Source organism: Streptomyces sp. NPDC046931 (genome assembly GCF_040644655.1).
Lineage (GTDB): Bacteria > Actinomycetota > Actinomycetes > Streptomycetales > Streptomycetaceae > Streptomyces.
The window spans coordinates 153,055-171,889 of record NZ_JBEYWX010000010.1 but is presented as its reverse complement, the minus strand read 5'-3'; the positions used below and the strand labels follow the sequence as shown (position 1 = coordinate 171,889).

Sequence of the window (18,835 nt, the reverse complement as noted above, 5' to 3'; positions counted from 1 at the left end):
CGGCGGCGCGTCCCGGGCACGAATGCCGGCGGGGCGGGTACGTAGGTTTCCATGACACCTGAGCGTCCCGCCCCGCCGGTGCCCACGGCCACCTACCGGCTCCAGCTCCAGCCGGAGTTCCCGTTCGGCGCGGCCGAGGCGGCCGTGCCGTATCTGGCCGCACTCGGCGTCTCGCATCTGCATCTCTCCCCCGTCCTGGAGGCCGTCCCCGGGTCGACGCACGGCTACGACGTCGTCGACCACGCGCGCGTACGGGAGGAACTCGGCGGTGAGGCGGGGCTGCGTGCCCTGTCCCGTACCGCCCGGGAGCACGGGCTGGGCCTGGTCGTGGACATCGTGCCCAACCACATGGCCGCCTCCCCGCGCCACAACCGGCCCCTGTGGGAGGTGTTGCGCGAAGGGCCCGAGTCGCCGTACGCGCGCTGGTTCGACATCGACTGGGAAGCGGGGGGCGGGCAGCTGCTGCTGCCCGTGCTCGGGCGCCGGCTCGGCGAGGAGACCGGGCAGCTGAAGGTCGACGGGGACGTGCTGCGCTACCACGACCATGTGTTCCCGCTGCGCGAGGGCACCTCGACGCTGCCGCTGCCGCAGCTGCTCGACGCCCAGTGGTACCGCCCGGTGTGGTGGCGGCTGGCCCGTACGGAACTGAACTACCGCCGGTTCTTCACCATCTCCGAACTCATCGGGGTGCGTGTGGAGGACCCGGAGGTCTTCACGGCCACCCACGCGGCACTCCTGCGGCTGATCGACGAGGGAGTGATCGAGGGTCTGCGCGTGGACCACCCGGACGGGCTGGCCGACCCGGAAGGGTATCTGCGCCGCCTGCACGAGGCCACCGGGGGGCGGTGGACCGTGGTGGAGAAGATCCTCGCCGCAAACGAGCATCTGCCCTCCGCCTGGCCGGTCGCGGGCACCACCGGATACGACGCCCTGCGCCAGGTGGACGGGCTGTTCACGGACCGCGTGGGCGCCGGTCGCCTGCTCGGCCACTACCGGCGGTTCGCGGCCCCCTTGGGCGACCGCGGCGGCCACTGGGCCTCCACCGTGCGGCGCGCCGCGTACCGGGTGGTCACCCACGAGCTGGCGGCCGAGGTGGACCACCTCACACGCGTGGCGAGCCACCTGTGCGGGACGTCCCCGGACCCCGCGCTGCGCGACCACGCACCCTGGGCGCTGCGCACCGCGCTGCGCGAACTCCTGGTCCGCCTGGAGGTGTACCGGCCGTACGCCTCGCAGGACGCCGCCTCGGTCGTCACCGAGGAGGCCGCCGCCGAGGCCCGCGCGGCCTTCACCGTGCCCGAGGAGGCCCATGCGGTGACCGCCGTAAGGGACCTGGCGCTGGGGCGGGCCGGCGACGGGCCCGCGCACGCCGGGTTCCGGGCCCGGTTCGCGCAGACGGCGTCGGCACTGCGCGCCAAGTCCGTGGAGGACACGGCGTTCTACCGCTACGTGCCGCTGCTGTCCGCCAACGAGGTGGGCGGCGATCCCGGCGCCCCCGCCGTCGCCCCGGAGGACTTCCACGCGTACTGCGCGCGCGTACAGCGCGACTGGCCCGCCGCCGGGACCGTGCTGTCCACGCACGACACCAAGCGCAGCGCGGATGTGCGGGCCGCGGTCTCGGTACTCACCCAGTGCCCGGAGCGCTGGGCCGACGTACTGGCCGAGGTGACCCGCGCGTGCGGCACCGGACCCGACCCGCACCTGGCGTGGGCCGCCTGGCAGACGCTCTTCGGACTCGGGCGGGCCGACCGCGAGCGTCTGTGCGGGGCGCTGCTCAAGCATGCGCGCGAGGCGGGGCTGCACACCACGTGGACCGAGCAGGAACCGGCCTACGAGGAGGCGGTGGCGGCGTTTGTCGCTCAGGGGCCGTGCGGTGCCCCGGGGGAGCCCGTCATGGAGTTCCGGAACGCGCTGGCGCCGCACATCGGGGCGAACGTCCTCGGGGCCGCGCTGGTCCAGCTGACGATGCCGGGAGTGCCGGACGTCTACCAGGGGACGGAGGGCGAGTACCGGGCGCTGGTAGACCCGGACAACCGGGGGCCCTTCACGCCCCGGAAGCGGTCCTCGGACAAGGCGGAACTCACCGCGGCGGCTCTGCGGCTGCGCCGGCGGCGCCCGGAGGTCTTCGGCGCGCCGGGGACGTACACACCGCTTGGGGCCGAGGGTCCGGCCGCCGAGCACTGTGTGGCCTTCGTGCGGTCGCAGGAGGTGCTCACCGCGGTCACCCGGCTCTCGCTGCGGCTCTCGGAGACGGGCGGCTGGCGCGGCACGTCTTTGACCCTGCCGCCCGGCCGGTGGGCGGACGTGCTCGCCCCTGAGCGCCGGTTCGAGGGGCACACGCGCGTGGCGGAGCTTTTCGCGAGACTGCCGGTGGCGCTGCTGGAGCGGGTCGCCGGGGAGTGAGGCCCTGCGACGGCGAACCGCACACGGCGAGCCGGATACGGCGGCCTTCATCCGGCGGCCCGCGCGCGTGCCGTGACGGACACCGGGCACGCGCGCGGGGCGTGGCTCAGTGCCGTACGCCCGGAACCACGTGATGCCGCACGCCGGGCGCGACCGGGTGCCGTACGCCCGGAACCGCCCGGTCGGCGAGAGCGAACACCGCCCCGGTTCTGGCCTCTAGCTCGCATGCGTTGGCGAAGGTGTGGCTGTACTCGACCGGGCGGCCGTCCCACTCGCCGCGCGCGGACACGGTCACGGGGGCGTAGAGCATCGGACAGAGCGAGTGACCGGGCGGGATGCGGCCGATGTCCCCTTGCACCGCCTCGAGTTCCGCACAGGCCCGGGCGGCCTGGGAGTGCCCCTGAGGCGGGTCGCACAGCAGCAGCGTGCCGTTGATGTCCCGGGAGCGCTCGTCCCCGTTGGTGACCGTCAGATAGAGCCAGTTGCCGGTGACGGCCGGTCGGGGTGCGGCCTGGGCCGGCACCACGGGAAGCAGGGCTGCGGCGGCGATCAGGGCACCGCGCAGGGCCAGGGTGGTCTTCGTCGTCATTCCGTATGCATCGGCACCGCGGCCTCAGGACCCCAGCCGGACTCACCCGAACGGGAGCGCGCCGGCGCGTACCGCCCGGCGAGTTCGACCGCGGCGAGCACCACGCGCGCCTGGTACTCGGCCTGGCGCGCGACCGGGATCCAGCGCGCCCGGTAACCGTCGCGGTAGTCGGCGCACCAGCCGTCGATGAGCCCGTCGAGTTCCGGCAGCACCCCGGCCGCCGCGGGCCCGGCGGCCCGGGCGAGTTGGTGCAGCAGTCCGGCGGTACGCAGTGCGACGCGGCGCCCGGAGATCCCGAGGGCGGTCAGCCGGGCGGTGTCCAGCGACGGCAGGGGCCGCTGCCCGGCGCCGTAGACGTCGGGGTCCCAGGAGTCGGCGAGTCCGGGGCCGACCAGTAAATAGTCGTCCACCGGGGCGAGCAGCCGGTCGGCGTCCGGGACGGTGGCCAGATGGGGGCGGATACGCTCCAGGAATCCCGCCAGCAGCCGGGTGTCGCGGCGCAGCGTCCCGCTGACGGCCCGGAGCACCGCCTCCGGGTCCGGGAGGGGCGAGGCGTCCTCCACGGCGGACACACCCCACATGGGTGCCTCCACGACCGCCGTGACGGTGCCGTAGCGATGCGGGTGGAACCAGGTCGACTCGACCGCGGCCTCCGTGATCGCCGCGGCCAGGTCGCCGCGACGGGGCGGCGGGATGCGGTACACGGCCGGCCCGAGGGTCGGCCAGTAGAGCGTGTCGTAGGGGCCGAGTTCCCGCGGGATGCCGAGCCGGGCGGCGGCCTGGGCGAGTCGCTGGGCGATGCCCGGCAGGTCGCGGGTCAGCTCGACGAATCCGCCGCCGACGTCGACGCCGTGCAGGGAGCACTGGAAGAAGGGCCGCAGCTCGTCCTGAAGGTCGAGCAGGGCGCGGGTCTCGGGCAGGGCGGCGCGCTCCGCGCCGTCGGGCAGCCACTCGGGCTGCTCCAGAAAGCCGGGCCGGAAGAAGTGCCGGAAGTACCGGCCGAGGGTGTACGGGCCCGACAGCCAGCCCTCGTTGCGGCGCGCGCCGTCGGGGTCGAGGCAGAGCAGCAGGTTCCAGGTGGTGTCGGTGCCGTCTTTCAGGCGGGGGTCGGACAGCACCCGTTCGGCCAGGCGCAGGGCGGTGGCTCCGCCGACCGGTTCGTTGGCGTGGGGCCCGGCGACGACGAGGGCGTGGCGGCCGCCGTGGCCCACGGAGAGCAGCCACAGGGGCGTGCCGCCCCGGGACGTGCCCACGCGGCGCAGCCGTGCGTCACGGGGCCGGCGGGCGACGAGCGCGGCCGCATGCGCGCCGAGCTCGTCCACGGTCGGGTAGCGGAGGAGTGGCGACAGGGCACACCTCCACTATGTGGTGCCGTCGGTTCACCTGGTGTACACGGTGTACGCACAGTCAGTCACGGGCCGGGAGGCTACGTCAACACCGCGGAGGGGGGCGGGCCGGGGTGGGGACGGGACGGCACTCGGACGGCGGAACGGGGCGCGGTGCGGCAGGGCGGGCAGGGAGGCCCGCCCCGGCGCGGCACGGTGTCCGGCTACTCCGTCGCCAGCCGGAAGGTCATCGTCCCGAAGCCGACCTGGTCTCCGTCGCGGACGACCGCGGCGCCGATCACCCGGCGGCCGTTGACGGTGGTGCCGTTGGTCGAGCCGAGATCGCGCAGCACCCACAGGCCGCCCTGGTGCCGAAGTTCGGCGTGCACGCGGGAGACCGTCTCATGGCTGAGCCTGAGGCCGCTCGCGGGGTCACGGCCGATGCGCAGCGGATAGGGGTTGCCGGGGCTCGGCAGCAGCAGCTTGGGCAGCCGCTCGGCCTGCCATGCTCGGCGAAGCCGCACGGTGAAACCGGAGACGGCCTCGACGGTTCCGAAGACAAGGCGCGTCCAGCGCCTCTCGGTGGTGAGGTCGGCGGTGAGCGCGGCCAGTTCGTGCGGCTGCCTGGCTACCAGTGCCAGCTCCATGCGCCGCAGGAACGTGTCGTGCGACAGACGCCCGAGGGCGACGCCGTCGCTGAGCACCTTCAGTGCCCTGTCGCGTTCGGCGTCCGAGAGCCGCGCGGGGTACGTATGGAACTCGAAAGACGACGTCACGGAGGTGATTGTCGGTCAGCCGGCCTTTGCTGTCCAGGAAACGACAAAACGACCGGCGGCGCCTTCGGGGGCCTTCGGGCGTGTCAAAAGGGTGGATCCGGCGGCCGATCGATCTGCGATGAAGCACGATGGACGCGCTACATCACGATGAGCAGACGAGGGGGAACCGTCCGTGCAGTTCGAGGTGTGGGCACCGCAGGCGACCCGGGTGACGCTCCACTGCGACGGCGTCGCACGCGTGTTGGCGCGCGACCCGGAGCGGCCGGAGTGGTGGACCGGTGAGGCGGAGGCCGGGGACGGCACCCGGTACGGGTTCGCCGTGGACGACGGCCCGGTGCTGCCCGATCCCCGCTCGCGGCGCCAGCCGGACGGTCCGGACGGCCTGAGCGCGGTCGTCGACCACGGGCGGTACACGTGGCGTGCCGAGTGGGCGGGGCGCGGGCTGCCCGGTGCGGTGCTGTACGAGTTGCATGTCGGGACGTACACCCGCGAGGGCACGCTGGACGCGGCGGCGCGGCGACTCGAACACCTCGTGGAACTGGGCGTCACGCACGTGGAGTTGATGCCGCTGTGCCCGTTCCCGGGCCGGCACGGCTGGGGCTACGAGGGCGTCAGCCTTTGGGCGGTGCACGAGCCTTACGGCGGACCCGAGGCGCTGAAACGGTTCGTCGACCGCGCCCACGAACTCGGCCTCGGGGTCGTGCTGGACGTGGTCCACAACCATCTCGGCCCCTCGGGCAACCATCTGCCTGCTTTCGGCCCGTACTTCACCGAGACACATCACACCCCCTGGGGCGCCGCGGTGAACCTGGACGCGCCGGGCTCGGACGAGGTGCGCGCGTATCTGATCGGCAGCGCGCTGGCCTGGCTGCGCGACTACCGGCTCGACGGGCTGCGCCTGGACGCGGTGCACGCGCTCCACGACTCACGCGCGCTGCACTTCCTGGAGGAGCTGTCGTCGGGGGTGGACACGCTGGCCGCCGAGGTCGGCCGGCCGCTGTTCCTGATCGCCGAATCGGACCTGGGCGATCCCCGGGTCGTCACGGCGCGCGCGGAGCACGGACTCGGTCTGCACGCCCAGTGGAACGACGACTTCCATCACGCGCTGCACACGGCGCTGACCGGCGAATCGCAGGGCTACTACGAGGACTTCGCCCGGGCACCGCTCGCGGCCCTCGCCAAGACACTGACGGGCGGCTTCTTCCACGACGGCACGTACTCGACGTTCCGTGGCCGCCGGCACGGGCGCCCGCTGGACCGCACACGCTTCTCCGCGCACCGCCTGCTCGGCTACGCCCAGACCCACGACCAGGTCGGCAACCGCGCCCTCGGCGACCGGCTCTCGGCGTCCCTCTCCCCCGGCCTGCTGGCGTGCGCGGCGGCGCTGGTACTCGCCGCACCGTTCACGCCGATGCTGTTCATGGGCGAGGAGTGGGGCGCGGGGACGCCCTGGCAGTTCTTCACCGACCACACCGATCCCGAACTGGCCGAGGCCGTACGACGGGGCAGGCGCCGGGAGTTCGCCGCCCACGGCTGGGCGGAGGAGGACGTGCCGGACCCGCAGGACCCGGCCACCCGCGACCGCTCCTGCCTCGACTGGTCCGAGCCGGAGAGCGAGCCCCACGCGCGCGTGCTGGCCTGGTACCGCGACATGATCGCCCTGCGCCGCGACCAGCCCGACCTCACCGACCCCGACCTCGAGGACGTGAAGGTCGCCTACGACGAGGACGCCCGCTGGTTCGCCTTCCGCCGCGGCGACGTCCGGGTCGCCGTCAACCTCGGCAAGGAACCCGCACAGATCCCCCTCGGCCTCCCTCACGCGCGCGTACTGGCCGCGTGGGAATCCGTGCAGCCGCCGGACGAGACGGGGGTGCTGCACCTGCCGGGCGAGTCGTGCGTGGTGCTGACACAGGGGTGACGAGGCCGGCACACGGGTGACGGGGCGCCGGGGCCGCCGGTGCGGGACGGGCGGCTCGCGCGGTGCGGGCACCTACGGCGTCTCGTCGTCCGGAAGTTCCGTGAGCCGCTCCAGCATGATCGCCTCCCATGCGCGCCGCAGCCGTGCACGCAGGACGGGCGGCGGGGTGGGGTCGCGGCCGTCGAGCCCGTCGGCGAGGCGGGTGAGCGTGTCGCAGCGGGCGAGCCACAGTCCGCGCAGGCAGGGGCGGGCACCGTAGCCCGCGAGGGTCGCGGCGCGCACGGCCGTGGGGGCGCCGACGGCGACCGCGAGCGAGGCGATGTCCTCGGCCGGGTCGCCGATGACCGCGTCGGTCCAGCCGAGGACGCCGCGCACCCGCCCGTCGCCGCTCACCACGAGGTGGTCGCCGCCGAGGTTGTGGTGGACCAGGACGGCGGCGCCGGGCTGCGGGACCAGCTGGCGGGCTGCGGGCGCGGTGAGCTGGGCAAGGCGCGTGGGGTCGAACTCGTCGGCCTCGGCGAGGCGGGCGGCGGCGCTCACGGCGGCGGCCCGGAGCGCCTCCAGGGGGCGAGGCGGCAGGCGGGGCACACCGAGCGCCTCGATCTGACGCACGGGCACCTCGCGCAGCCCGGTGAGCAGCGCCGCGAGGTCGGCCTCGCCGACCGCGGAGATGTCCGGTTCCTCGACGGTCGTACCGGGCAGCCGGGTGTCGAGGGTGTAGCCGAGACCGGCGGCCCACTCCCCGTGAGCGACGCTCGTGGGGACCGCGGCCGCCGCGTGCGGCCGTACCAGGGCGCGCAGCCGAAGTTCGCGACGCTGGCGCGCGGAGGCGTCGCGGTCGGTGGCCAGCCGCAGCACATGGCGGGTGCCGACCCACCAGGTGGAGTGCCCCGCGCCCTCGGCGGCGGGCGCCACATCCAATCCGGCCTCGCCGGGGAGCAGGGAGCGGGCCAGTCGGCGTACGGTCTCCGCCGTCGGTGTCGGTGCCTGGGTCATGATCGCGCCGTTGTCGTCTCGGGGGTGTGCTGGGGCTCCTGGTGCCGGGCCGGCCTGGCCGTCTCCGCTTCGCGGTCGCGGCGCGGCCGGCCCCTGCCCTCTCAGTCCACCACCGCCAGCTCGCGGGGGGTGTTGTTGAGGCGGCGCCCACCGTCCCCCGTCACCGTCACGATGTCCTCGATCCGGACACCGAAGCGGCCGGGCAGATAGACCCCGGGCTCCACGGAGAAGCACATACCGGGAACGAGGGGCTGCTCCTCCCCCTCGATCATGTACGGCGGTTCGTGTGTGGTGACGCCGATGCCGTGTCCGGTCCGGTGGATGAAGTACTCGCCGTATCCGGCGCCGGCGATGACCGCACGGGCCGCACGGTCCACGTCCTGGCAGGCGGCACCCGGCCGGACGGCGCAAAAGCCCGCCTCCTGGGCCGCACGTACCAGATCGTGCACCGTGCGCTCCTCCTCGGTCGGCTCGCCGACGTGGACGGTGCGGGAGGTGTCCGAGCCATAGCCGTGTTTGAGGCCGCCGAAGTCCAGGACGACCATGTCGCCGCGCTCGATGACGCGTTCACCGGCCTCGTGGTGCGGATTGGCGCCGTTGGGGCCGGAGGCGACGATGGTGAAGTCGACCTGCGTGTGCCCGAACTGCCGCAGCAGACCGGCGAGATCCGCGGCGACGTCCCGCTCCCGGCGGCCCGCGAAGCGGACCTTTCTGATCTCCTCGTAGGTCGCGTCCGCGGCGGCTCCGGCGGCCGCCAGCCGGTCGAGTTCCGCGGCGTCCTTGACCGCCCGCAGCATCGGCAGGGCGCGGGTGAGAGCGACGTGTCCGGCGTCCGGGAGCCGCTCGCGCAGGCCGAGCAGGTGCAGAGCCCAGGCGTTGTCGCTGATGCCGTAGCGGCCGTCGGGCCGCAGCAGGGAGCCGGCGGCCTCGTACGGGTCCTTGCCGTCGGTCCAGTCGCGCAGCGTCAGCGCGGGCGCGCCGGCCGCCTTCGCCGCGTCGGGCGCTTCCAGGGTGGGCACGACGAGGACGGGGTCGTGCCCGGCGCGCAGCACCAGCAGGGTGAGGCGTTCGGTCTCCACCGGCCGGTACCCGGTCAGCCACACCAGGTCGGGCCCGGGCGCGATCAGCAGCCCGGCGAGACCGGCCGCGTCGGCGGCCTCCCCGGCGCGCCGCATACGGGCCGCGTAGTCCTCGGCGGTGAAGGGTGCGGGGTCGCCTCTGTCGGGCGGGACGGGCGTGCCGGTCATCCATAACCTCCGCGGGTGCGGGTCCTCCCAGGGTCTACGGGCAGCATCCTGCCCTTCCGCCGGGACGGACGCGAGCCCATCGCGACCATGACGGCCCGCGGCGCCCCGAGGGCGCACGAGCGGCGGCGAGGCTCAGGTGAGGACGCCGGGAGTCGCGGTCAGGCGCAGACGGGCGCCGTTCGCGTGGCGCACGGTGAGGGTGACGGTGGTGCCGGGGCGGACGGCGGCGATCGCCCGCGCGAGGTCGGCGGCCGAGCCGAGGCGTGTCGCGTCGACGGCGAGCACGACGTCGCCGCGCACGAGACCGGCCGTGTGGCCCGGGCCCGGGATGCGCACGCCGACCAGGAGCGCGCCCCCGGACGCGGAGTCCACGGCCTCGACGCCGAGCGTGGCCCGCGCGGGCGGCGGCGCGCCGCGCGCGGTGTCGTCGGGCGCCCGGGTGGGGGCGGTGCGTATCGGCGCGCCGGCGGCGGCCCGCGACCGGACGACGGCCCCGGAGGTGGACGGCCCGGGCGCCGCCGCGCGCCGCTTCAGGTCTCCGAGCCTGTTCATGCCGATCACCGTGGCGCCCACCGTGCCGAGTTCCGCCCCCGACACCACCACGAACGCCCCCACGACCAGGGCGCACAGCAGGGTCGTCAGGCGCCTGCCCCGTTCCATGACTCACCTCCCGCTCGCTCCGGCAGAGCTCTACCCCGCGCGTCGCCTCCTCACGATCCTCGAACGAGTGAGACGGTGGCGTGGGCCAGGAGCTCTTCCGCCAGGGACGCCGCGGCGCCCCGTGGGCTCCCGGTGTGCAGCGGTTCCGTGCGTGCGGTGGACGACGCGCGGTGCCGTGAGCGGGACCGCGACCGTGCCGGGCACTGCGGTGGCCGCGGAGCGGGGCCAGCGGGGTCGGGCCGTGGCCGGCGGGCGTCGGCCGGCGGCGCGAGGAGAGTCCGCAGATCGGTGCCCTCGTGCCGCAGGGGCCGTCCGGAAGTCCGGCCCGCGCTGCCGGCGGCGGCACGGAGCTGAGCGAGTGGCAGACCCGCGTCCGGTGCGTCCAGCCGGCGGGCGTCGGCCTGGTCACCGAGCCGCGGCCCCGCACGCCCGGCGAGCGGATGAGTCCGCGCAGCGCGACGCACGCGGGCTCCCCCCGGCGCCCCCGGTGGTCAGCGGCGCCACGTCGGGCCGCAGCAGCGGATCGCTGGGCGCGGCGAGACCGTCCACCAGGCCCAGATCGGTATCGCCCATGGCGACGGCGGCGGGGATGTCGTCCCGGGTCGGCACCCGCAGCGTGACCCCGGCGGCGGGCAGCGGGGCCAGGACGTGCGGCGCGAGCGCGGTCGGCGTGACCGCGAGGGTGACGCCGGACGGGTGCGCGGCCACCATCCGGGCGATGTCGGCGCGGACGGCGTCCAGCCGCAGCAACAGAAGTCTGGCGTGTTCCAGGGCCCGTTCGCCCGCCGTGGCGGGGGCACCAAGGTGACACACGTACGCGGCAGGTCGATCCCTCGCGCACACCGCGGTGGAGCACTCGGGCGAGCGGGGCTCCTGCGACCGAGGTGCCCGGGCCGCCGCGGAAACCCTCGAGGGGGTTCGCCGCGGCGGCCCGGGGGCGGTCAGTGGGACACCGGCTCCGGCCGCCAGGTGACGGCCGGAGCCAGGTCCGGAACGAAGCCGTGGGCGCGCCGGGCGAGGTCGGCGGCGCCGTAGCGATGGCAGCCGCGGTGCCAGTTCAGGATGCCGGACATGTAGTTCTGGAGTTCCACGACGTACCCGTCCAAGACGGCGCGGGCCTCCCGGGAGAGTGCGAAGTCCTCGTACAGCACGGGCAGCTCCTGTGCGGCGACGTGCTGGAACTGCCGCATGCGCTGGTTCATCAGGTCGCCCACGATCCGTACGGCCGTCGGGTAGTCACAGCCGAAGAAGCTCTGCACGACGAGCACGGCGTTGTGGATCTCGCCCTCGTACTGGATCTCCTTCTGGTACGAGAAGACGTCGTTGGTGAGCATCGCGTAGTCGATGGCCGCGTTCTCCAGGGCACGAACCGTGCCGCTGCCGTACACCTCGGGCGGCACCTGGGGGCCGTGTCCCATGCGGCACAGGTTCTTGGTGAGGTCGGCGCCGAAGGTGGCGCGGCGCATCTCCAGGTAGTCGACGGGGTCCGGGATGCGGTTCTGGAGCTGGTTGGACAGCTCCCACAGCCAGCTCTCGGTCATCGTGTCGACGGCGGCGCGCAGCGTGCGCCGCTGGTCGGGCGTCATGCCGGCGGTGGTGCGCGCCCACAGCTCGATCAGCGCGCTCTCCAAGGCGTTGGCCGGCACCGGGAGTTCCGCGCCGTCGAGCGGCATGCACGAGGACAGCCGCTCGGTGCACAGTCTCGCCGCCGCCACGTCGCGCCGGTGCCCGAAGACGAGCGGGTAGTAGTCGTCCCCGTATGTGCCCCAGGCGAGCCACTGGGAGCTGAGGTCCAGCGCATCGGGGGTCGCGTCCGGGTCCAGGCCTGCCGCGCAGAGCGGGAGGTCGTAGGCGAGCAGCTTGTCCTCGTCCCAGACGCCCTCCTGGAGGATGCCCGTCCGCTGCGCCCAGGGGGTGAGCCGCCGACGGGCCCCGTCCAGATGCGGGCTGAGTTGCAGCTCGTAGGGCATCTGGAGGTCGGGGATCAGCGAGGGCCCCACCTGCTGGAAGGGGACATGGGTGTAGGCGCGCGCTCGCTCGGCCCCGGCGTCGGCGAGCAGTCCGCGCATATCGGCGGCGGAGATGCCGAGCCCGGAGAGTCCGAGGCGGCGGCGGGCGCGGGCGCCCTGGTTCATGTAGCGGCTGGACCTCATGTGCCATTCGTGGCCACCGGACTGCCAGTTCTGAAGGCCCTGTGCGTACACGCCGATCGCGGCGGCCTCGTCCGGAGTGAGGCCCTGCTCCAGGGCCAGGGCGGGCACCTCGGTGAGCGCGGTGTGCTCGAACTGGTGCAGTCGCGAGGTGAGGATGTCGTTGACGGTGTCCGCCGCCTCCTGGGTGGTGCAGCCGAAGAAGGTCTCCAGGACCAGGACGCCGTTGCTGAGTTCGCCCTCCTCCTCGACCTCGCGCTGGTAGGAGAACAGGTCGTTGCGCAGGTGGACGGCGTCGGAGAACGTCTCCATGAGCACCCGCAGCGGCCGTGACCCGGCCACGGCTGCGGGCACTTCGGCGGTCGCGTACTCGACCAGGCCGGCGGACCAGGGTGCCCCACCGACCTTGCGGCGCATCTCGATGTACTCGACGGGATTGGCGATCCGTCCTTCGTTGATGTTGGACAGCTCCCACAGCGACTCGTTGAGCAGGTGCTCGGTCGCGACCGCGAACCGGCGCCGCCAGTGCGGGGACATCGACGGCACGGTGCGCGCCCACAGGTCGGCGAGCCCCGCCTCGACGGGGTTCTCCGGGGCGGGCACGGGGGTCGCCGGGTCGAGGGGCATGAACTGCGGCAGCCGGTCCAGGTGGGCCTTGCCGCCGTGGCGGTCCTGGGTGCGTTTGAAGGCCTCCAGGAAGTGGTCGTCGAAGAAGAACACCCACACGTACCAGTCGGTGATCAGGGAGAGCGCCGGGCCGTCGCAGTCGGGGTGGGTGTACGCACAGAGCAGCCCGTAGTCGTGCGCTTCGAGGTCGGACTGTTCCCAGATGCCGGAGCCCTCCAGCATGCCCATGGCGCGTGCCCACTCCGTGGAGTGGGCACGCGCCTCGTCGAGATGCGGGTTCAGCCGCGCGGGGTACGGCATGTAGAAGTGCGGGAGTTCGAACGGCTGCGTCATGGCCGGGCCCTACCCGTGGGCCAACCGGGGCATCCGTGTGACGGGATGTGATCACACCATCGCGTGAATCGGGGTCACCGGTCCGTTACGCGGCCCCGGGGCCGGGCGGCGTTCCGGCGCACGGGAAGCGTGACGCCCCCTTGCCGCTCGTTCTGCCGAGGGCCACGGTGGTCGCATGACCTCCTTCGTGCTGCCTCATGAAGTGCACGGCCATGGTGCCCACATGGTGTTCGCGGTGCACGGCTGGTTCGCCGACCGGACCGCGTACGCGACCGTACTGCCGGATCTCGACCGCGACGCCTTCACCTACGCCCTGGTGGATCTACGGGGATACGGGGCGGCGAAGGGCGCCTCCGGTGCGTTCGGCACCGCCGAGGCCGCCGCCGACCTCGTGGCGCTGGCGGACCGGCTGGGCTGGGACCGGTTCTCGGTGGTCGGGCACTCGATGGGCGGCGCGGTCGCGCAGCGGCTGCTGGCACTCGTCCCCGAACGCCTGCGCAGAATCGTCGGCGTCTCGCCCGTCCCGGCCTCGGGACTGCCGCTGCCCGCCGACCAGTGGGAACTGTTCGCGGGCGCAGCGCACAAGGCGGAGAACCGGCGCCTCATCCTCGACGTCACCACCGGCGGCCGGGCCCCGGCCGCCTGGCTGGACCGGATGGTCGCGCGGTCGCTGGCGCACAGCGACGCCACGGCGTTCCGGGCGTGGCTGGACTCGTGGGCCGGGGAGGACTTCCACAGGGAGGTCAAGGGCTCCACGGTGCCCGCGCTGGCCGTCACCGGCGCACTCGACCCCGCGCTGACGGCCGGGCTGATGCGCGAGACCTGGCTGCGCTGGTATCCCGGCGGCTCGCTGGTCGAACTGCCGTCGGCCGGCCACTACGCGATGGACGAGACGCCCCTCGACCTGATCCGTACCGTGGAGGGCTTTCTGCGGGCCGGGGACACCCCCGCGTGAACCCACGGCAGACGCCGCCCGTCCCCGACGTCTTCGACCCGCGCCGGTACGCCGACGGAGTGCCCCACACGGCGTACCGCATCCTGCGTGACCATCACCCGGTCGCCTGGCAGGAGGAGCCCGAGGTGCTCGGCTGGCCGGCGGGGCCCGGCTTCTGGGCGGTGACCCGGCACGCGGACGTCGTGCACGTGCTCAAGGACTCGGCGACGTACTCCTCGTACCTCGGTGCCACCCAGATCCGTGACCCCGATCCCGGGGATCTGCCGTTCATCCGGCGCATGATGCTCAATCAGGACCCGCCCGACCAGGGGCGATTGAGGAGACTGGTCAGCCGCGCCTTCACACCACGGCGCATCGACCGGTTCGCCGAGGTGGCCCGGGCCCGTGCCCAGGCCCTGCTCGCCGGGGCCGTGGACCGGGCGCGGGCCGGTGACGGCACGGGTGACGTCGTCGCCGCCGTCACCGACGAGTACGCCCTCCTCAACCTCGCCGACCTGCTCGGTGTGCCCGGGTCCGACCGTGGTCTGCTGCTGCACTGGACCCAGCGCGTGATCGGCTACCAGGACCCGGACGAGGCGGGCGGACCGCGGCTGGGCGCCGGGGGACGACCGATGGACCCGCGCTCGCCCACCGCCCTGCGGGACATGTTCGGGTACGCGCAGGAACTCGCCGCGCACAAGCGGGACCACCCCGCCGACGACATCATGACCACGCTCGCCATGGACCCCGAACTCACCGGCCCCGAACTGGAGATGTTCTTCTTCCTGCTGACGATCGCCGGCAACGACACGGTACGCGCCGCCGCACCCGGCGGACTGCTGGCCCTGGCGGATCATCCGCGGGCGTACGGCGCACTGCGCGAACGGCCCGGCCGACTGCCGCTGGCCGTCGAGGAGTTGCTGCGCTGGCATCCGCCCGTGCTCAGCTTCCGGCGGACCGCCGCCCGCGACACCGAGCTGGCCGGGCAGCGCATCCGCGCGGGCGACAAGGTGGTCGTCTTCCACGCCTCCGCCAACCGGGACGAGCGTGTGTTCACCGCGCCGGACCGGCTCGAACCGTTCCGGACGCCGAATCCGCACGTCTCCTTCGGGGACGGCCCGCATGTCTGTCTCGGCGCGCACTTCGCCCGGCTGCAACTGGGTGTGCTGTACGAGGAGACCCTGCGGACCCTGCCCACCCTCCGTCCGGCCGCGCCGCCCGCCAGGCTCGTCTCGAACTTCATCAACGGCATCAAGTCGCTGCGGCTGCACCTGACATGACGGTCAGGGCCGGACCTGGATCAGCGCGTGTGTGCCGTTCGTGCGCCACCGCTGTCCCTCGGCGGCGACCAGGGCGGCTTCGGTGGCCGCCTCCAGGCCGACGATCACGTCGGACTTCAGGGTGCGCAGCGCGGCCACCGGGCCCGGGAAGCAGGCGGTGGTGTCCGCGAACGGGGTCGTCGGCGGGTAGAGCCGGTCGCCCACCAGGCGCCGGTAGTTGAGGTCGCCCTTGAAGATCGTCAGGTCCGCCGCGGCGAACTGCGTACGCAGGTCCTCCGGCATGTCCGCGTACGGCAGCGGGGCGCAGGAGAAGGGGTGCGCCCTGACCTCGACAAGGCCCTCGGCCATCGCCGCCCACAGGCGCTCCCCGGCGTCGGCGGCCGCGCCCTTGGCGGCGGTCAGCCGGCGTACGGCGTCCACGACGTCGGCCGTGGTGGCGTCGGAGATGTAGTAGGGGTACGGCTTCACGTGCAGCAGCGCCCGCCGGGCCCGCCCGTGGTGCAGCAGATGGTCGAGGAGAAGCAGGTCCGGGATCAGCTCCCGGCCGGCGTTGTCCGCGACCAGGCAGACGGTGTCGGCGGGCAGCAGCGACCAGAGCCTGTCGCTGTCGTCGGCGACGAGCTGGGAGACGGCCGTGGCGGCACCGGGCACGGAGAGCCGGAAGCCGAGGTCCGCGCGGTTGCCCCAGAGCGAGCCGTGGAGCAGCGCATCCGCCTGCTCCTGTTCGGGCCGTCCCGTCAGCCGGTCGAGCGCCGCCAGTTCCTCGTCCGTCTCCGGAGCGTCGAGTTCGGCGAGCTTGAAGGGGCGGAAGGGGTCGATGCCCTGCCAGGCGCCGGGGCCGAAGTAGCCGACGGCCTGAAGCAGTTGGCGGTAGAAGTAGCTCTCGGACCACAGGAAGGGGACCTCGAACCAGGAGCGGCCGAGGTACTCGCGCGCGCCCCATGCCGCCCACTGCTCGTCGGCCTCCGTGCCGAGCGGTTCGATGACGCCTTCGGTGGCGCTGGTCAGCAGCGCGTCGAGAGCCTGGCGCTGCCCCGGGCCGTAGGGGAAGGCGTCCCGCACCGCGCGGATGAGGGCGGGGTGCCGCGCGGCGAGCACGCCGTGCGCGAAGGAACCCGGCTCGTCGGAGAGGATCACGGTGGCGTCAGGCATGGTCGGGGCTTCCTCCAGGGCCGGCCGGGATGCCGGGCGGCAGCTCCACGTCCGTGAACCGTTCCTCGAGCTGCTTGCCGTATCCGGCCTCGGTCCACACCAGCTTCTTGAACTGCTCCGGCGTCAGCCGACCCTGCCACGGAGCTCCGCCGGGGCAGAACACCGACGCGCACCCCGCGCAGTAGTACGCCGATCGCCACAGCGCGTCGGCGCGGGGCGCGCCCGCCGCCACCAGGGCCCGTTCACGGCCCTCGCCGCGGACCACGACGATCGTGCCGGCGAAGACCAGCACGGCGAGCAGCGAGCCGCCGACGGTGAAGAACGGCTGGTCGTCGTCGACGCCGCCGTAGGCGAGGGCGACGCCGACGCCGACCATCAGCATGCCCTCCACGAAGTGCAGGAAGCTGTCGAACCGGGACGGTACGCCCGGCGACCGCGCCAGCCGGTCGGCCAGGCCCTCGCGCCCGGCGGCGTGGTCGGCGCAGACCTCCGGCACCGCCCGCGCCCCGGCCGACGCACAGCCCGGACATATCACCTCGACGGCCCCTCGGGCGCCCTGCGTTGTCATGACCCTACGCTAACGGCCCCCACCGCCCGGCTCCGAGCGACAGGGAGTCCGGCGCGCTCCTTGGACAGCACGGTGAACGCGCATCGCCTTTCCCCCGTACTCCTCGGTACGCACCCGCCGGACCCGACGCGCCTGGAGACACCGGATGACCGCACACCGCACCGTCGCCGCGGCCGCCGTCGCCGTGGCGGTCACGCTGCTGCCCGCGACGCCGGCCTTCGCCCATGGCGCGCCCACGGACCCGGTCAGCCGGGTCGTCGCCTGTTCGCCCGAGGGCGGTGGCCGGGAGCGCACCGCCGCGTGCCGGGCGGCGGTCACGGCGAACGGCGCGCCGTTCACGGCCTGGGACAACCTGCGGGTGGCGGACGTGAACGGCAGGGACCGGCGGCTCATCCCGGACGGCCGGCTGTGCAGCGGCGGGCTGCCCGCCTACCGGGGCCTCGACCTGGCGCGCGCGGACTGGCCCTCCACCCGGCTCGCGCCCGGGGCCGCACTGACGATGACGTACAGCTCGACCATCCCGCACACCGGCACGTTCGAGATGTTCCTGACGAAACAGGGCTACGACCCCACGAAGCCGTTGACCTGGTCCGACCTCCCGGCGAAGCCGTTCGCCAAGGTCACGGACCCGCCGTTGACGAAGGGCGCCTACCGGATCCGGGCGACGCTCCCGGCGGACCGTTCGGGCCACCACGTCCTCTACACGATCTGGCGGAACTCGAGCACGACGGACACGTACTACTCGTGCTCCGACGTGGTCTTCCCTGCGTCGGACGGCTCCGGTGCGTCGGGCACCTCCGCTGCCTCGGCCGCACCCGGCACCTCCGGCGCCGGCGAGAAAAAGGCCACACCCGCGCCCTCCCGGGACAAGAGTGCGCCGAGCCGTTCCGCGGCACCGAGCGGTTCCACGGCGCCGAGCGCGGCGGCCGCCACCGTGGCCGGCTCTCCCGCGGCGGCCACCGTGCCCGCTGGGGACGGCGGCCCGTCGGTCCCGCTGCTGGCGGGTGGTGCCGCGGTGCTCGCGGTACTCGCCGGCGGTGCCGCACTGACGCTGCGCCGCCGGCGCGGATGAGCCGGCCGGGGCGGCCGCCCCGGCCCGCGCGGTCCGGGGGCGGCCTCATGGCCGCGCCTCAGTTGACGCTGACCACGGGGTTCCCCGGCTGGCTGGTGTCGGTGACCGGGGCGTACTTCGCCGTGAAGTAGCCGTTGGCGAAGCACAGGGACGATCCCGAGGCCTTCGTGAACTGCTGGTTGGTGAAGGTGAGGCTGTTGTCGGCGTTGTCGGCCCTGCCGGTCAGGCTGGGAGCCTGGTAGACGCAGGTGATCGTGCCGAGCAGGGTGCGCAGTGTGGCCGTGGTCCGGATGGTGGAGCCGGCGGCCGGGGTGACCGTGAGCGTTCCGTCGGAGGCGACCGTCGTGGTGTACGGCAGGTTGTCGATGGTGATGCTCGTGACGCCGAGGACACCGGTGACATTGCTGGTGCAGCTGCTGCTCGTGAAGGTGTGCCCGGTGAGCGACTCCGTGGCCGTGCCGGGCGCGGCGGGATTGTCTGTGACGGTGGCGGTGAACGCGGACGAGGTGCAGGAGACACCGCTGGTGCCGGTGGCGCTGGAGTAGAGCGTGGCGCTGGTTCCGCCGGCCAGCGAGGCGTTGAGCACGTCGCCGACGGCGACGGCGGCGCCCCCGGCGATGAGGACCGCGCTGTCCGCGGAGGCGGGGGAGGCCGCGGACAAGGCGAGGGCCACGACGGCGCCGGTGAGGGCAAGCAGGGATCGGGGAGTACGCATGGGCATGCCTCTTCTCCGAAGTGTGGGGCTGTGCGGGTGAGGGGTACCGCTGCCGGTCCATGACGCTTTCTCCGTCCGTGACGTGCCGGC

At 73.8% G+C, this 18,835-nt stretch carries 16 protein-coding genes; 5 read left to right on the top strand and 11 right to left on the bottom strand.

Translation table 11 applies throughout. The features are described from left to right. The first annotated feature begins 51 nt into the window (after nt 1–51). Entirely contained in the window at nt 52–2,403 is a 2,352-nt protein-coding gene (gene treY / locus ABZ876_RS19895; RefSeq protein ID WP_361782472.1) for a malto-oligosyltrehalose synthase, read from the top strand. 106 nt (nt 2,404–2,509) lie between these two features. Here treY and ABZ876_RS19890 read toward each other — a convergent pair whose 3' ends face one another. The 3 genes from ABZ876_RS19890 to ABZ876_RS19880 form a co-directional block, all read right to left on the bottom strand. Further along, nucleotides 2,510–2,992 (bottom strand): SSI family serine proteinase inhibitor, encoded by a 483-nt coding sequence (locus ABZ876_RS19890; RefSeq protein ID WP_361782470.1) that lies wholly within the window; start codon nt 2,990–2,992, stop codon nt 2,510–2,512. After that, on the bottom strand, nt 2,989–4,314 hold the full coding sequence (locus ABZ876_RS19885) for a M14 family zinc carboxypeptidase (RefSeq protein WP_361782467.1): 1,326 nt from the start codon (nt 4,312–4,314) through the stop codon (nt 2,989–2,991). Before ABZ876_RS19885 ends, ABZ876_RS19890 begins: the two co-directional genes overlap by 4 nt. Before the next feature lie 227 nt (nt 4,315–4,541). Continuing rightward, nucleotides 4,542–5,093 carry a DUF1707 and FHA domain-containing protein gene (locus ABZ876_RS19880; RefSeq protein ID WP_361782464.1) on the bottom strand — a complete coding sequence of 184 codons (552 nt, stop codon included), beginning with the start codon at nt 5,091–5,093 and terminating at the stop codon, nt 4,542–4,544. A 172-nt stretch (nt 5,094–5,265) separates the two neighbouring features. Between ABZ876_RS19880 and treZ the strand changes: the two genes are divergently transcribed. Next, entirely contained in the window at nt 5,266–7,011 is a 1,746-nt protein-coding gene (treZ, locus tag ABZ876_RS19875) for a malto-oligosyltrehalose trehalohydrolase (protein ID WP_361782462.1), read from the top strand. 72 nt (nt 7,012–7,083) lie between these two features. On the opposite strand, the gene ABZ876_RS19870 is transcribed toward treZ, so the two are convergent. The 5 genes from ABZ876_RS19870 to cyc2 form a co-directional block, all read right to left on the bottom strand. Next, the gene (locus tag ABZ876_RS19870; RefSeq protein ID WP_361782459.1) at nt 7,084–8,007 is read right to left on the bottom strand and encodes an aminoglycoside phosphotransferase family protein; all 924 of its coding nucleotides are present in this window, start codon (nt 8,005–8,007) and stop codon (nt 7,084–7,086) included. Nucleotides 8,008–8,108: 101 nt separating this feature from the next. Then, the gene (locus tag ABZ876_RS19865) at nt 8,109–9,254 is read right to left on the bottom strand and encodes an aminopeptidase P family protein (RefSeq protein ID WP_361782457.1); all 1,146 of its coding nucleotides are present in this window, start codon (nt 9,252–9,254) and stop codon (nt 8,109–8,111) included. 132 nt (nt 9,255–9,386) lie between these two features. Then, entirely contained in the window at nt 9,387–9,914 is a 528-nt protein-coding gene (locus ABZ876_RS19860) for a PDZ domain-containing protein (protein ID WP_361782454.1), read from the bottom strand. Between the two features lie 405 nt (nt 9,915–10,319). Next, on the bottom strand, nt 10,320–10,727 hold the full coding sequence (locus ABZ876_RS19855; RefSeq protein ID WP_361782451.1) for a hypothetical protein: 408 nt from the start codon (nt 10,725–10,727) through the stop codon (nt 10,320–10,322). A gap of 128 nt (nt 10,728–10,855) precedes the next feature. Further along, nucleotides 10,856–13,024 (bottom strand): germacradienol/geosmin synthase Cyc2, encoded by a 2,169-nt coding sequence (cyc2, locus tag ABZ876_RS19850; RefSeq protein WP_361782448.1) that lies wholly within the window; start codon nt 13,022–13,024, stop codon nt 10,856–10,858. A 175-nt stretch (nt 13,025–13,199) separates the two neighbouring features. Between cyc2 and ABZ876_RS19845 the strand changes: the two genes are divergently transcribed. Further along, nucleotides 13,200–13,979 (top strand): alpha/beta hydrolase, encoded by a 780-nt coding sequence (locus tag ABZ876_RS19845; protein ID WP_361782445.1) that lies wholly within the window; start codon nt 13,200–13,202, stop codon nt 13,977–13,979. Then, a complete protein-coding gene (locus tag ABZ876_RS19840; protein ID WP_361782442.1) occupies nt 13,976–15,238 on the top strand; it encodes a cytochrome P450 in 1,263 nt (420 codons plus the stop codon). Before ABZ876_RS19845 ends, ABZ876_RS19840 begins: the two co-directional genes overlap by 4 nt. A 3-nt stretch (nt 15,239–15,241) precedes the next feature. On the opposite strand, the gene ABZ876_RS19835 is transcribed toward ABZ876_RS19840, so the two are convergent. Next, nucleotides 15,242–16,390: a damage-control phosphatase ARMT1 family protein gene (locus ABZ876_RS19835; RefSeq protein WP_361782439.1), complete on the bottom strand. Its 1,149-nt coding sequence runs from the start codon at nt 16,388–16,390 to the stop codon at nt 15,242–15,244. Continuing rightward, nucleotides 16,383–16,958 carry a hypothetical protein gene (locus ABZ876_RS19830; protein WP_361782436.1) on the bottom strand — a complete coding sequence of 192 codons (576 nt, stop codon included), beginning with the start codon at nt 16,956–16,958 and terminating at the stop codon, nt 16,383–16,385. The genes ABZ876_RS19835 and ABZ876_RS19830 overlap by 8 nt, the downstream gene beginning before the upstream one ends. Nucleotides 16,959–17,103: 145 nt before the next feature. Between ABZ876_RS19830 and ABZ876_RS19825 the strand changes: the two genes are divergently transcribed. After that, a complete protein-coding gene (locus ABZ876_RS19825; RefSeq protein WP_361782433.1) occupies nt 17,104–18,030 on the top strand; it encodes a lytic polysaccharide monooxygenase in 927 nt (308 codons plus the stop codon). 58 nt (nt 18,031–18,088) lie between these two features. Here ABZ876_RS19825 and ABZ876_RS19820 read toward each other — a convergent pair whose 3' ends face one another. After that, nucleotides 18,089–18,745 carry a Tat pathway signal sequence domain protein gene (locus ABZ876_RS19820; RefSeq protein ID WP_361782430.1) on the bottom strand — a complete coding sequence of 219 codons (657 nt, stop codon included), beginning with the start codon at nt 18,743–18,745 and terminating at the stop codon, nt 18,089–18,091. Nucleotides 18,746–18,835 lie beyond the last annotated feature (90 nt).

Excerpts from the sequence above, each read along its gene's own strand:
- treY (WP_361782472.1), top strand. The coding sequence starts at position 52 with ATGACACCTGAGCGTCCCGCCCCGCCGGTGCCCACGGCCACCTACCGG.
- ABZ876_RS19890 (WP_361782470.1), bottom strand. The coding sequence starts at position 2,992 with ATGACGACGAAGACCACCCTGGCCCTGCGCGGTGCCCTGATCGCCGCC.
- ABZ876_RS19870 (WP_361782459.1), bottom strand. The coding sequence starts at position 8,007 with ATGACCCAGGCACCGACACCGACGGCGGAGACCGTACGCCGACTGGCC.
- ABZ876_RS19865 (WP_361782457.1), bottom strand. The coding sequence starts at position 9,254 with ATGACCGGCACGCCCGTCCCGCCCGACAGAGGCGACCCCGCACCCTTC.
- ABZ876_RS19860 (WP_361782454.1), bottom strand. The coding sequence starts at position 9,914 with ATGGAACGGGGCAGGCGCCTGACGACCCTGCTGTGCGCCCTGGTCGTG.
- cyc2 (WP_361782448.1), bottom strand. The coding sequence starts at position 13,024 with ATGACGCAGCCGTTCGAACTCCCGCACTTCTACATGCCGTACCCCGCG.
- ABZ876_RS19845 (WP_361782445.1), top strand. The coding sequence starts at position 13,200 with ATGACCTCCTTCGTGCTGCCTCATGAAGTGCACGGCCATGGTGCCCAC.
- ABZ876_RS19835 (WP_361782439.1), bottom strand. The coding sequence starts at position 16,390 with ATGCCTGACGCCACCGTGATCCTCTCCGACGAGCCGGGTTCCTTCGCG.
- ABZ876_RS19830 (WP_361782436.1), bottom strand. The coding sequence starts at position 16,958 with ATGACAACGCAGGGCGCCCGAGGGGCCGTCGAGGTGATATGTCCGGGC.
- ABZ876_RS19825 (WP_361782433.1), top strand. The coding sequence starts at position 17,104 with ATGACCGCACACCGCACCGTCGCCGCGGCCGCCGTCGCCGTGGCGGTC.
- ABZ876_RS19820 (WP_361782430.1), bottom strand. The coding sequence starts at position 18,745 with ATGCGTACTCCCCGATCCCTGCTTGCCCTCACCGGCGCCGTCGTGGCC.